Source organism: Deinococcus frigens DSM 12807, assembly GCF_000701425.1.
GTDB lineage: Bacteria > Deinococcota > Deinococci > Deinococcales > Deinococcaceae > Deinococcus > Deinococcus frigens.
Window position 1 is genome coordinate 26814 of the sequence record NZ_JNIW01000024.1, and the last position, 13927, is coordinate 40740.

Below are 13927 nucleotides of genomic sequence, written 5' to 3' on the forward strand. Positions count from 1 at the left end.
TGCAAACTGGGCCTTTTCGCCGGTTCTTTCCTGGCCTCTGTGCGCTAGCCTCCTCCCCGTGTCCACGCTGTTAGCCGCCGCAAACCTGACCGTGTTCCACGCGGAGCGGGCGGCGCTGCGTGACGTGTCCCTCAGCGTTTCGAGCGGTGAACGCGTGGCGCTGCTGGGCCGCAACGGCGCGGGCAAGACCACGCTGCTGCGCGTGCTAACGGGCGAAATTTTGCCCGAAGAGGGCACGGTCTGGCGCGCGGACGGCCTGCGCCTGGGCGTGCTGGAGCAACACCACGCACATCTGGCGGGCAAGACGGTACGCGCCCTGGTGGACGCCGCACATCCCTACCGCGAGATGGAAGCCGAGTTGCTGGCGCTGGAGGCCGATCTGGGCGATCCGGCAGTCCTGGCCGCCTGGACCGACCTGAACGCCCGCCTGGAGGACGCCGAGGCCTACGCCTGGCCGTCACGCGTGGCCCGCGTGCTGGGCATGCTGGACCTGACCCGCTTCCTGGGCCGCGAGGCTGCCACGCTGTCCGGCGGCGAGCGCACCCGGCTGGCGCTGGCGCTGGCGCTGGCCCGCGAACCCGATTTGCTGCTGCTGGACGAACCCACAAACCATCTGGACATCCGCATGCGCGAGTGGCTGGAGGGCTGGCTGCGAAGCTTCCGGGGCGGCGTGATCCTGACCAGCCATGACCGCGATTTTCTGGACGGGGTGGCCGGTTCCGCCTCCGGGCGCAGTCTGTGGCTGGAGGCGGGCGAGGCCACCGCGTATCCCGGCGGCTACACGCGGGCCAGGGCGCAGCGCGAGCTGGAAAGGCGTACCCGGGAACGCGCTGCGCGGCTCTCGGCGCAGGAGGGGCGGCGGCTGGTGGGCAGCGCGGAGAACCTGGACCGCTGGGGCCGCCGCTCACGCGGTCTGAAAACCCGCGCCGAACGCCTGCCCAGCACCGAAGCGCCGCTGCCCGAACGCCAGCTCCGAATGCGTCTGCTGGCCGGCAGCGCCCGCGCCCCGCTGGTGGCCTGGGGCGAACACGTGTCCAAATCCTACGGCGGGCGGGGCGTCCTGTCCGGCGTGGCCTTCAAGCTGCGCCAGGGAGACCGCGTGGCTTTAATGGGCGCGAACGGCACCGGCAAGACCACCCTGATGAAACTGCTGTCGGGTGAGGAACACCCGGACCCGGTGGCCGCTCTGGGCGAGGCGATCCCCGCGCTGCGCGTGGCCAGCGGCGTGACGGTCGCCAGCCTGGACCAGACCTGGCACGGCCTGCTGCCCGGCGATCCGCTGCGCGCCCAGTTCGAGCGCCGCTTTGGCCAACAGGCCAACGCCCTGCTGGGCCGCGCGGGCTTCACGGAAGCCGACTGGCCCAAGACCCCGCGTCAGCTCTCCGGCGGTGAGCGGGCGCGGGCCGGGTTGGCGCTGGTGAGTGCGCTGCGGGCCGATCTGCTGCTGCTGGACGAGCCGACCAACCACCTGGACATCGAGGCGCTCGGCGCGCTGGAGGCCGCCGTCCACGCTTACGGCGGCGCAGTGGTGATCGTGACCCACGACCGCCGCTTTGCCCGCGAGGTGGCAAACCGCCTGTGGGTGATCGAGGACGGCACGCTCCGCGAGGTGACCGGCTGGGGCCGCCGCGAGTACACGGACCCGGCCCGGCACCTCCAGGGCGATCCGCCGCCGCCGCCGCCGCGCCCCAGCGCCCGGCAGCGGCTGGTCCACATCGAAAACCAGTTGGCCGAGGTCTGCAGTGCGCTGGACTCCACCCCCGGCGGCCTCAGCGGGCGTGAGGAAGGGCGGCTGCGTGCCCAGGCGCATCAATTGCAGCAGCACCTGTACGAGCTGTACGCCGAGGCGTTTTCAGCGCCGCAATACGACATTCAGGTGCGCGAGCCGCCGCTGACGGTGCGTGCCCAGCGGCTGGGAGAGGCCGAGCTGGGCGGGGGCGGCATGTTCTGGGCCGCGCGGGACGAGATCTGCCCGCATCTGGCCTGGGATGGGACCGCGCTGCGCTGGAGCGCGACGCCGCCACAGTGGTACGGCGCGGCGCTGCTGGGCGGCACGCTGCGGATTCTCTTCGAGCGCTGGAACGTGGGCCGGGTGCAACTGGGGGGCGGCGGCCCCAGCCTGACCCGGCGGCAGTACTTTGAGCGGCTGGGAGTGATCCGGGCCGCTGCGTCCTCACCGCCGTAACCCCACGGTCAGGCCCCGCCCGCTATACTTCCGCGCATGGATGACCTCATCAAAGGACGCCTCGGGGGCGCGGACGGCTACGACATCCGCTGCACCATCGAGGGCGACAGTATCTCGGGCCGCGCGGGCGGCAAGTTACACGGCAAAGACATCGACCTGGAAATCACCGAGCGCGGCGTGCAGGGCAGCGTCGGGAATGACCCGGTCAAGATCGAGCTGGAAGGCGGCGAACTCCGGGGCAACGTGGGCAGCCAGAAGCTGGTGCTGCGCGGCGTGGACCGCGTGACCGGCTTTATGGGCGAACCCATCGTCGGCTGGAACGTGGTGGCGCAGCAGACCGGCGAACACCTGAGCGGCCAACTGGGCAGCACCGTGCTGGGCCGCCCCTTCGAGCTGGAACTGGGCAGCGCCCCCGGCTGGGTCGGCACCCTGGTGGCCCTGGTGGCGTTTTACGCCCTGGAACCCCGCGCGAGCGTGACCGTCAGCCGCTGACCTCAGCAATTCAGACCGGGCCGCCGATGTTGGGCGGCCCTTGTTTTTTGGGCGATACGGGTTCGGTTCGTAATGCGCTCAAACCGGGACCGCGCCGCCTCGTCCACTCCACGTCCGGAACCCGCTGTTCTGCCTCTCGCTCCATTCGGATTTCCAGGTGTTTTCAATACCTTTCAGTCGGAGTCCGTAAAAGACCTGAAGGAGAGGGCGACAAAAGGCCCTACCGTCCCCCGATCCGGTACGTCACCCCGAATCTGATCCGGGTACTGACATCGCCGTTCTGCACGCCGATGCTGAGGTTGGTGCGCGGGTTGATGTTGTATCCGGCGCTGAAGCTGGGGCGCAGGCTGCCCAGGTCCAGCCCCGTCAGCGGCGTGCTGACCCGGAAGGTAAAGCGGTTATCCGGGGTGCTGTAGGTGGCGTCCAGCAGGCCCTTGCCCGCCAGATCTACCTGGTATTGCAGGTACAGGTCACGGGTCAGGTACGACCCCAGGGTCAGGGTCGCGCTCAGGGTGCCGTCCTCTCCGGCCAGTCGGGGCGACAGGCGAAAGACGTCCAGGCCGAAGGCTTTGGCCAGGGTGCGCTCCAGTTCGCCCAGTACGAGGACATTCAGGGCGGTCTGCACGGCGCTGGCCCCCAGCGCCCCCAGGTTGCCGGGCAGCGCGGTCAGGTTGGGGACGCCGGTGGCGACCAGCGCGTACAGTTCCGGCTCGGTGTAGCTCTGGCCGGTATCGGGATCGTTGCAGGCCGCGCTCTCGGAGGTGCAGCGCAGGGTGGTGTTCAGGTCCAGCGCCGCCTGACCGCCTTCGCGGGTCACGAACTCGCCGCTCAGGTTGAGGGTGACGGGCACGCGCACGCCGGTGGTCACGGCCTGCACCTGCCCCGAGGCCGTGATGTCGAAGGCGGGCAGCAGACCGTCTCCGTTAAAGGTCACGCTGCTGTTGCCCAGCGCGAACTCGTTCTCGCGCAGGTAGATAAAGCCGCGCTCAGAGCGGATGATGCCGGTGATGCGGGGCCGCGCGCCGCTACCTGCCAGAGTCAGGCCCGCCGTGCTGAACTCGGCGCGGGCCAGGCTCTCGTCCACACGGACGCCGCCGGAGGCGCGGATGGGAATGTCCTCAAAGACCACCCGCTCCAGGAAGGGGCGCGCGGGCCGCAGGGCAGTCTCACCCGCCTGCGCCGTCGGGGCCGGGAAGGTGGAATAGACCTCGGGCAGCGGGCTGACATAGTTGTCGGTGGTGCGGCCCGTGCCGGTCGGCACGCCGCTTACCGATTGTCCGTTGGTCTTGCCCGGCGTGGGAATGGCGGACCCAGCGTCGGCGCGGCCCAGCGTCAGCCGCAGGAAGTTGGCCGCGCCGCTGACGCGGATCAGGGTGCCGTCGTCCACCGCGCGCAGGTCCGCGTTCACGGCGCTCTCGCGGGCAGAGATCACCGACAGCGGCAGATTGTAATTGCGGGCGGCCAGCGTCAGGTCGATTCTGGGCGAGACTCTGCCGGTCAGCCGCAGATTGCCTGCCCCGGTGGTCGCGCCGGTGCTGCGGCTCTGGGCGTCCACCGTGAAGCCCTCGCCGTCCTGGGTCAGGACCACACTGCTGCCGGGCAGCGCCCCCAGACCCTGCGGAGCCAGCAGGCCGCTGAAGCTGACCCGTGTGCCGCTCAGTTTGCCCAGCGTGAGCTGCCCGCGCACGTCCAGCGTGCCGTTGGCCCCCAGCGCGCCGCCGGTCAGCAGTGTGCCGCCCGCCGTGAACGCACCGCTGTCGGGCAGATCGCCCGTGAAGTTGGGGACCTCCAGACTCAGGCCCGCCACGCTGCCGCTGACGTTTTGCACGCGCAGCATGCCGCGCGGACGGTCATACGTTCCTCCTGCGCCCAGCGTCAGGCTGCCGCGCAGGCTGGGGTCCAGCTCGGCCAGACCGGGGATCAGGCGCAGCACCGGGGTAAAGGTGGTGTTGGTGAAGCGGGCACTGAGGTCCACCAGTTGCCGGGTGTACTGTCCGCGCACGTCCCAGGTGCCCGCGCCGCTCAGTTGCACGTTCACGCCGCGCAGTTCCCCCGCCGCGTATTCCAGCGTGCCGCTGCCGGTCAGGGTCTCGGTGGAGGCGGCCTCGCCCGCGCCGCCGGTCATGCTGGTGGCGCTGACCCGGATGCGCTCGGCCACCACGCTGGCGCTGCCAGAAAGTGGATCGGCCAGCGGGAAGCGGAAGCGGGCCACGCCGGTCACGACGCCCTCGCCGGGAGCCGCCCCGGTAAAGGCCGCCACCAGCGCGCCCACCGGCAGCGCCCGCAGGTTGCCCTGGCCAAAGACCTCGCCGCCCCTCGCTCCAGTGGTACTCAGGTCTCCAGTGGTACTCAAGTCTCCAGTGGTACTCAGGCCCGCCGTGAAATCCGACTGGCCCAGAAAGCCGCGAATGCGCCAGCTCCCACCCACCAGTGTGCCTTCCAGGCGGGCGGGCAGCGTCCGGGGACCCACCCTCAGGCCCGCCGAGCGCACGACGAAGGTGCCGCCGCCATCCTGGAAGTTGGCGTTGCCGCTGAGCCGTCCCGAGAGGTCGGGGGCGATCTTCAGGTTGCCGACCTCCAGATCGTCCAGCACGGCGCGCACGCTGTAGCCCTCGCCGGTGGGTTGCAGCGCCAGCGCGCTCAGTGGAGTCTGGGGCAGCAGATCGGCGATGCCGCCGGAGGCGTTCAGGCTGACTCCACCCACCTCGTTGCGGGCGCTCAGGGTGGCCCCGAAACTCTGGCCCTTCAGGGCCACCTCGCCGTCCACGGTCAGGTTTTGCCCGGCCACCTCTAGCGGGTAGGTCCTGATCCCCAGCAGCCCGGTCAGGCCGCCGCTGTCCAGGCCGACGTTCACGTCCAGCGTTCCGCCCTGCTGTTGCAGGCGTCCGGTCAGGCGTCCGGTCCAATTCTGCTCGCCCTGCAAGGCGCTGAGTTGCAGCGTCCCGGAAGGCAGGGTGATCCGCGCCGCCACCGTGGGCCGCCCCCCGCGCAGGGTCACGCTGGCGCTGGCGTCACCGGACAGTTGCAGCCCCAGGTAAGGAATCTCGGCGGGCGAGGTGAAATCCGTGACCTTCAGGGTCACCTGCCCGTTCTGCGCGTCGGTGTTCAGCGTGCCGCTGGCGGTCAGCACCCCGTTCAGGTTGGGGATGCCCAGCCGGGCCAGTTGCAGCCCCGGCAACTCGGTCTGGAGCTGGCCGCCCCTGAAGCTGAGGCTGCCGTCGCGTTCGCCGTCGCTGACGCGCAGGTCGGCCCCCTCCAGCGTGGCGGTGCCGCTTGCCCGCCACTCGCCCCGGCGCACGCTGAGCAGCACCTGCGGATCGGCCAGTGGGCCGCTGGGGGTCACGCTCAGGCTCAGCTCGGGGCGGGTCAGGCTGGCGGCTCCACTCCAGCGCCACTGGCCTGTGCTGTCCGGACTAAAGCCCACCGCGCCATTCGCCGTCGCGCCGGGGCCGTCCACCAGCCGCACCTGCACGCCGGTCTGCGCCGCCACGATGCGCGCCCCCGCCCCCAGCAGCCCCGCCGTGCCCTGCGCCAGCGGGTGCGCCAGCGGCCCGGACACGCTCAGCACGGCGGGGGCCGTCAGCACGTCGCCGCTGCCGCCCAGCCCAGTGCCGCCCAGCCCAGTGCTGCCCAGGGATGGCCCGCCGGTCACGCGTACGCCGCCGTGCCAGCCGCTAAAAGGATCGGCCCGCAGATCCACCGCCGCCGCCAGTTTCTGCGGTCCATTCAGATTGCCCACCAGGGAGAGGGACCCGGCGCGGGACTTGGCCTTCAACTTGCCGCTGAGCGTCCCGCTGGCCATCAGATCGAGGTCTGCGCTGCCGTCCAGTCCCGCCGTGCCGCTGACGCGAATGGCGCTGCCCGCCGCGTCCAGGCGCAGGCCGCCCAGCGTCGCCTTCCCACCGTCCAGCGTCGCCACCGTCTGACCGCCCTGACTCAGCGTTCCGGTCAACGCATTTAGAGTGCCGCCCAGCCGGCCCGTCGTGTCTGCCAGCGTCACCCCGTAGGCCGAGGCACCCCGCGAGGTCACGGTGGCCGCGAGGGTGGGGGCGCTCAGGTTTCCGGCCAGCGTCGCGGCGACGCTCAGTTGCCCGGTGCCGCTCACCAGCGGCAAGGGCGTCAGGTTCAGATTTCCGGCCAGGGTGGGGATGAAGCCCGGCCCCTGCTGAAGCGTGACCGTGCCGCCGCCCAACTCATTGCCGTCCAGCACGTAATTGCCACGCCCATCGGCGTTCAGCGTGAGGGGTTCATTCAGCCCGGTCAGCGTCGCCTGAACCGTCCCGGCAAGCTGGGGCCAGACGCCGTGCAAGTCCACCTTGGCCGTGTTGCCGCCGCTCTGAACGGTGCCGTATAGCCTGGCGCGCACCGTGCCTGCCTCCAGATTCAGGTCCCGCGCGTCGGCGTAGAGGGTGCCGCCCGCCGCGCCCAGCAGATTCACGCGGACCACGGCGTGGGGATCCCGCACCCGCCCGGACAGGGTGGCCAGCGCATCGAGGGCGCTGGTCCTGGCCGTGACCGAGCCTTCCAGCGTCGGATCGCCCACCGCGCCGCGCAGGGTCAGGTCCGCGCCCACGCTGCCGCCGCCCAGCGCTGAGATCTTCAGGGCCGGGCTGTTCAGGAAAGAGGTTCCCAGACCACGCACGGTCACGCGCACGCCGCCGGGCAACTGGCCCTCGGCCTTCAGGACGCCGCCGCGCAGGCTGCCGCTCAGTGCGGTGCTCAGTTCATCGGCCCCGCCCGCCTTCCAGCGGTAGCTCGCGTTGCCGTACAGGCTAAACGGCCCGGTCTGTTCCTGCTGGCCCTTCAAGGCCAGGTTCTGCACGCTCACGAGCTGGGGTCCGTCTGCTAGCGTTCCCGCCGCCTCCACCCGTCCTGCAAAGGTCAGGGCATCCACATCCAGCCCGCGCGGCAGTAGGCGGGCGATCCGCAGGGTGTCGGCTTTGAGGCTGGCCGTGAAGCGCCCGCCCTCCAGCGTGCCGCCGCCCGCCACCTTCGGCCCGTTCAGGCGCACGCTCAGGTCCCCGGCGCGGTAGGAGGCCCCCAGCTCGCCGCTCAGCTCATTGCCGCTGTCCTGCAACTGTCCGGCGAAGGCTGCTTCGGGGGCGTTCCACGACGGGCCACCCACATTCACGGTTCCGCTGACGCGCAGTTGTTCGGGGCGGCCCCACAGCGCCCCCACATCGAAGGCCAGCAGCTCCAGCGTGCCGCCCGGCCTGAAGGCCAGATCGGCGGGCAGGCTGCCGGTCACCCGGGCCTGGGTTTTGCCGGTGCCCACCAGCGCGGCCACCTTCAAAGCTCCATCGCCGTCCAGCACGGCGTCCAGCGGTCCGCCAGGAATGTCTCCCACCGCGCGCAGGGTGCCGCTCCAGCCAGTGCGGGCATTCCAGCCGGGATGGCCGTTCAGGCGCACGTTGATGGGCGTGTCGGGACTTCCTCCGAGATAGCCAGCGTTGACGGTCAGCGCGGCATTGGACAGGCCGCCCAGCGCGTTCGTTCCCACTTGGCCGCGCAGGGTTCCGGCCAGTGTCTCGCCGCCTAGGCCCAACTTCCAGTCCTGGCCCAGCAGGCGGGCAGTCAGGCGCGTACCGGTGGCCTGAAGTCCGGCGACGCCCCCTGTCAGCACGCCCTGCACATTCACGTCGGGCTTGCTGTACGTGCCGGTGATCTGCGCGGTGTAGGTGCCCGGCAGCAGATCGGTCACGTTGGCCCTGGCGCTCAGCTTCAGGGTGGGGAAGACGGGTCCGCTGGCGCGCACGGTTCCCTGCGGCAGGGTGGCGGTGGCCCCCCGCAGGCGCAGCACGCCGCCCGCGAAGGAGGCCGGAGCCGCGAACTTCACGCCCGCCACCGTTCCAGCCGTGTCCAGCCGCAGATCGGCCAGCGTGCCGTCCACCGTTGCCGTCAGGTGGCCCGCCGTGTCGGAGAGCAGTAGCGGCCCCAGATCGGGAACGCTAACGCTGCCCGCCGCCTGCCAGGCCGCCAGCCCGCTTCCCGCGCCCCGATTGACCGCCAGATTCAGCGCCGCGCCCGCCACCGTGCCGCCCAGTTGCACGCGGGCCGCGCCGTTCGTGAGTCCCGTGGCCGTCGCCGTGATGTCCACCGCCCGCCCGGCATACTGCCCCGCCGCCCGCAGGGTCAGCGTGTCCTGTGCGCTGCCCCGCAACGTCGCCTTCAGACCGTCCAGTGCCCTCAGACCGTCCAGCGTCAGTGCGGCGTCGGCCTGCGGGTACAGCGGCCCGCGCAGGCGCACGCTCAGGCCCGCCAGCGTGCTGTTCAGGTCCGCGCTCAGTTGGCCCTTCGCCAGCGACACGCTGCCCGCCGCCCGCTGCCCCGCCGCCCTCAGATTGACGCGCGCCCGCCCGCTGGCCCGCGCGAGATCCAGCCCAGGCACGGTCAGATCCAGGCTGGCCCGGCCCGTCAGGTCTGCCAGTTGACCGCTCAGCACCGGCCCCAGGGCGCGCGCGTCCAGCGAGGCCCCCCGGATGCTCAGGTCCTGCCCGTCGTAGCGGAAAGGCAGCCGCGCCCACGGGTGGCTCAGGGTGCCGGACGCGCTGAGGTGATTCTTCCAGTTCACACGGGCGTTCAGGGTCAGCGGCTGTCCGAGATACCGGGTGCCGTTGCTGATCAGGGTGGCCCCCGTCGCGGTCAGTTGCGCGGTCACGCGGCCCGGCACCACTTCCGCCCGCAGGTTCTCCGGCAACAGCGTCAACACGGGGGAGAGGCTGGCCGTCACCGCGCCGCCCAGTTTTGGCAGCACCTCCACCCGCCCGGTCAGCGGTCCGGAGGGCAGCGCCGCAAGTAACGGCCCCGCGCCCGTCAGCCTGACCGTGCCGGGCGTGCCAGACAGCGCGTACCTTGCCGCCAGGCTGCCGCTCCACTGGCCGCCCGCGTAGGTCAGCCCGCCCACCGTCGCCCGCGCCCCGGTCAATGAGGCCGTCAGCGGGAAGCTCTGTGCCGGAACGCTGAGGGTCAGGGGGGCCGTGCCGAAGGTTCGCGCCCTGACCTTGACCGTGCCGCGCAGATCGGCCACGTCGCCGCTGGCCCTCGCGGTGAAGTACGGTCCGCTGACCTCTAGTTTCAGGTCGTCCACCGTCGCCGGAAGGGTCAGGCGTCCGGTGGCGCTGACCGTCTGTCCGGCCACCACGCCCCGCGCGCTGATGCGGCCATTCTCGGCGTTGACGGTGAAGGGTCCGGCCTGCAAGGTGCCGCTCAGGACGCCGCCGCGCGCGTTCAGATCGCCCACCAGCGGTTGGCCCGCCAGCGTCAGCCCCTGGGCCTGCACATCGAAGTCGGACAGGCCGCGCAGGTCCACCGTGGCCGCGCCGCCCCGGGCGTCCCGCACGGTGATGCGCCCGCGCGGTTCGGTGCCGCGCCCCTGCACGTTGCCCTCTATGAACAGTCCGCCCGCGATGGGGCCGCGCACGTTCACGTCGTAGCTGCCTTCCGGTAGGGAGGCGGTGCCGCGCGCGCGGAGGCCCTCGCGGTCTGTCAGGTCGACGTTCAGGTTGTTCCAGGGGCCGTTTAAAGCTACGGTGTACTGGTCCAGTTGACCGCGTGCGTCCACCGTGCCTTTAAAAGTGCCGTTCTCACCCGCTCCATTTTGACCCAGGCTCCAGGTGGCGCGGCCATTCACGCTGCCCTGCTGCCCGAAGGCGGTCAGCGGTTGCCTGCCGGTCACGCGAACCAGACCCGTTTTGCCGTCGTAAGTGACGTTCAGATCGCCCCAGGTGCCGTTCACGGCCAGCCTGGGCGTTAGCGTTCCACTCAGGTCCACCGCCTGGGCGGGCAGGGTCACGCCGCCCAGCGACAGCTCGCCGCTGCGGCCCGTGACCCGCGCCTTGAGCGCGTCGTAGGGGCCGCTGACCGCCGCGTTCAGCGTCTGTCCCTGCGCCGACACCGTGCCGCTGACGCCCACCTGCGGGTAGACCTGGCCGCTGACGTGGGCGGTGGCCCCAGCGTAGTCCGCCTTCAGATCAGCCGTCACATTTCCGTCGCGGCGCGTCAGTGTTCCCGCCACGTCCGCCCCCGCCACGCTGGCGTTCACGGCTGCCGTGCCGCCCCGCCCGGCCAGATTCAGCTCCAGCGTGCCGGAGAGGTCCGGCAGATTCACCAGCGGACGCAGATTCACCAGCGGACGCAGCGCAGCCAGGTCCACCCGCCCGCTGGCAGTCACGTTCTGCCCGTCGATCACGCCGCGCGCCGTCTGTCCCGCCGTAACCAGATCGAAGCGGACGCTGCCAGCGTCCGTCAGGCTGAGGTTGCCCTGAATGTCGGCCCCCTGAATGCGGGCGGTGGTGTTGTACGGGGCGCTCAGCTCGGTGTCGGCCAGCACGGTCACGCCGTTTGCGGTGCCGCGCAGGCTGGCGCGTTTGCCGCGCCCGGTGGCCGTCAGGTCGAAGCCGTTGCCCCTTGCCGTCAGCGTGCCGAATGCGTCGAGGGTAGTGGTGACCGTCATGTCCCCGCTGACCTTCAGGCCGCCCATGACTTCCAGATTGCGCGCCGTGATCGGGAACGAATCGCCGTTCCAGCGCAGCACCTGCTGACCGGAGGTAAAGGTGCCGCGCTGGCGCAGGTAATTCACGTCCAGCGGCCCGCTAAGGGTGCCGACCACACCCGGCACCCGCGCCGTCAGGTTCCCGGTCACGTCCCCGCTTTCCAGATCGAGCTGGCCCGCGCCGGAGAGGGTCAGGCCCGCGCCCTTCAGGTCCCGGGCGCTCCAGCCGCCGCGAAATTCCCGGTCCAGGTCAAGTTGCACGCTGCCCAGATCGGCCTTCAGCCCCTGTTTGTTCAGGCGTGCCGTGCCTGCCAGCGCAAACGGCCCCGCCGTGCCGCCGGTGATCACGGCCCGCAAGTCGTCCGGCGTGCCGCTCAGGGCTACCCTCGCCCCCGCCGCGCCGTAGGTGGGGTTTAGCACGGCGCTGAGCCGCTCACCCTTAAGGGCATAGGTGCCCGACAGTGGGCCGCCCAGCCCCTCCCCGCTCAGGGTCACCAGATTCTGCGCGTCGATGCTGGCCTGCACGTTCAGCGGCTTGGCCCCGAATGCGCCCACCAGTTGGGCCTCGCCGGAGCGTCCGATGGCCCAGTTGCCGCTCAGCTTCTGTTGCGACTCGCCCAGCCGGGTGTCGGCGCTGAAGCTCAGATCGTTGTTCTGGGGGGCCTTCTCACCGGCCTGGTGCAAAAAGGCGTAACTGGCCTGCGCGCCACTGAAGGCGACGCCCGCCAGCTTGCCCGCGCCGGTGGCCTGCGCCGAGACCTGCACGGTGTCCCAGCCGCCCGCCGTGACGCGCAACTGCAACTGCCCCTCGCCCGTGGTCCCCAGCGCCCGCGCCAGACCGGAGACGGTGGGCGCAGCCTCCGCCGTGACCGTCCAGTTCCTGGCCTTCAGGTCCGCGTTGCCGGTGGCGGTGACCGGGCCGTTCCAGCCCTGCCCGGCCAGCTTCAGGTCAATGGTGTCGCCGCGCTGCGTGACGGTGCCGCCGATGCCCGTCACGGTCACGAACTTCGCGTCCGGCACACGCACGGCGGCGTCGGCGATGTTGAGGTCGCCGCGCAGCGGGCCGTCGTTCAGGACGTATTTGCCCGTAATTCGCCCCGCCGTCACGCCCGACCAGTAGAAGTTCAGCACCCGCGCGTCTGCACTGAGGTCGGCGGTAATCACGTTGTTCTCGCCCAGCGAAACGTCGGCACGTACCTGGCCGTCTTTGGTCTGACCCTGGACCGTCCACCCTCCGTCCGCGCGCGGCCCGATCTGGAGTTGTCCGTCCGGGATCTCGTTTTTCTTGCCGTCCACATTGAGGCGGATGTCGCTCAGGTTCAGCTTGCCGGGGGTGATGGTCCAGCCGCCGCCCGCCGCTACGCCGCTGCCCTGGGTCAGGCGGCTGATCAGCTCGGCGGCGTTCACGTTCACGGTGGCGTCCGTGACGCTTGCGCCCAGCCGCAGCGTTTTGGCAAAGGGATTGAACGCCTCCACGGTCACGCCCACCGCCTCCACCTGCGCGTCCACGCCGCTCTGCCGCACGGTCACGCCCTCCAGCCGGGGGGACCAGATCGGCCCAGTGACCCGCCCCGCGCTGAGGCCCAGATCGGAACCGTAGCGTGCCAGCAGCCAGCTTCCAAACAGGGTGGGAGCAAAGACCACAAGCAGCGCCAGTACGGCCACCACGCCCAGCAGCACCCAGGGCCAGCGCCGCCGGGCCGGTGGTTTCGCCGGTGGTTTCCTCGTGGGTTCGCCGCCAACCTCGCGGGCCGCCGGATCGTCGGTCACGCGCGCTCCCCGCCGCGTCCGGTCCGTTGTCTGGTGCAGTGTTCCCGGGCGGCGCGCATTGAACGCATTCTAGGGGCCAGCGCGTGAGTTGGTCACCCCCGACCTCACCGGACCGTCAGATTTCCACCCTCTGTCCCGCGTTCCGGGCGCTACCCTGACGGCTATGCGTCTGACTGCACTCGTGATCGGCACCGTCCAGGGGGTCGGTTACCGCCTGTATGTCCAGCGGTATGCCCGTGACCTGAAGTTGCAGGGCTACGCCGAGAATCTTATTGATGGCCGCGTGGAAGTCGTCGCCGAGGGCCATGAGGCCGATCTGGACCGCCTGCTGCACTGGCTGCGGCGCGGCCCCCCGCACGCCCGCGTGCGCGACGTGCAGACCCAGAGGAGCGAGGCGACGGGACTGCGGGATTTTCATATCTACTGAGGGGTCTCCCGGATCAGGCGGATTATGTGGCTGTACGGGTGGCCGCCCACCATTCTTTCCCCAGCCGCCGCAAAACCCGCGCGGGCGCAGAGTCTGGCGGCGCGGTAGCCTTTTTCCAGCAGTAATCCCACACGCCCAAGCCCACGTGAGACGGCCTGCGCTGCCGCTTCCCGCAACAGCCGCGCGCCAATGCCCTGGCCGCGTGCCGCCGCCGTCACGGCCAGGGTGTCCACGGACCACTCGCCGGGCAGGCCCCGTCCGCGCAGGTGTCCCCGGAACGGCCCGTCCAACGCTTTGCAGTCGGCCCCCACGTCACCCAGCAGCGGTCCCAGCCTCTCGCCAGAGCGCTCGGCAATCCACACGTTCTGAACGCTCAGGCGGTGTCCGGCGCGCGCAAAAAAGCCCAGCATCACGTCCTGTGGCTCGGCGTTCGGGGCCTCGGCGTCCGGGGCCGCGCCAGTCAGGATCAGTCCGATGTGGCCGGTGGTGTCCTGGATCAGCGGCACGGCGAAGGGCGGGTCGCCGGGTCGCGCGGGGCGGATGGTCACGGGACCAGTCGTGG

The 13927-nt window shown here is 70.9% G+C and carries 5 protein-coding genes; 3 read left to right on the top strand and 2 right to left on the bottom strand.

Annotated features, from left to right (window positions below; all coding sequences use genetic code 11):
• The first annotated feature begins 58 nt into the window (after positions 1-58).
• Positions 59-2185, top strand: a complete 2127-nt coding sequence (locus Q322_RS0110130) for an ABC-F family ATP-binding cassette domain-containing protein (RefSeq protein WP_034418231.1) — start codon at positions 59-61, stop codon at positions 2183-2185.
• 36 nt (positions 2186-2221) lie between these two features.
• Positions 2222-2677 carry a hypothetical protein gene (locus Q322_RS0110135; RefSeq protein ID WP_029477801.1) on the top strand — a complete coding sequence of 152 codons (456 nt, stop codon included), beginning with the start codon at positions 2222-2224 and terminating at the stop codon, positions 2675-2677.
• Positions 2678-2897: 220 nt separating this feature from the next.
• On the opposite strand, the gene Q322_RS0110140 is transcribed toward Q322_RS0110135, so the two are convergent.
• A complete protein-coding gene (locus tag Q322_RS0110140; RefSeq protein WP_245593211.1) occupies positions 2898-12938 on the bottom strand; it encodes a translocation/assembly module TamB domain-containing protein in 10041 nt (3346 codons plus the stop codon).
• A 163-nt stretch (positions 12939-13101) separates the two neighbouring features.
• Here Q322_RS0110140 and Q322_RS0110145 point away from each other — a divergent pair, with 163 nt between their 5' ends.
• The gene (locus Q322_RS0110145; RefSeq protein ID WP_029477803.1) at positions 13102-13365 is read left to right on the top strand and encodes an acylphosphatase; all 264 of its coding nucleotides are present in this window, start codon (positions 13102-13104) and stop codon (positions 13363-13365) included.
• On the opposite strand, the gene Q322_RS0110150 is transcribed toward Q322_RS0110145, so the two are convergent.
• A complete protein-coding gene (locus Q322_RS0110150) occupies positions 13359-13913 on the bottom strand; it encodes a GNAT family N-acetyltransferase (RefSeq protein WP_029477805.1) in 555 nt (184 codons plus the stop codon). The genes Q322_RS0110145 and Q322_RS0110150 overlap by 7 nt on opposite strands.
• Positions 13914-13927: the final 14 nt, after the last annotated feature.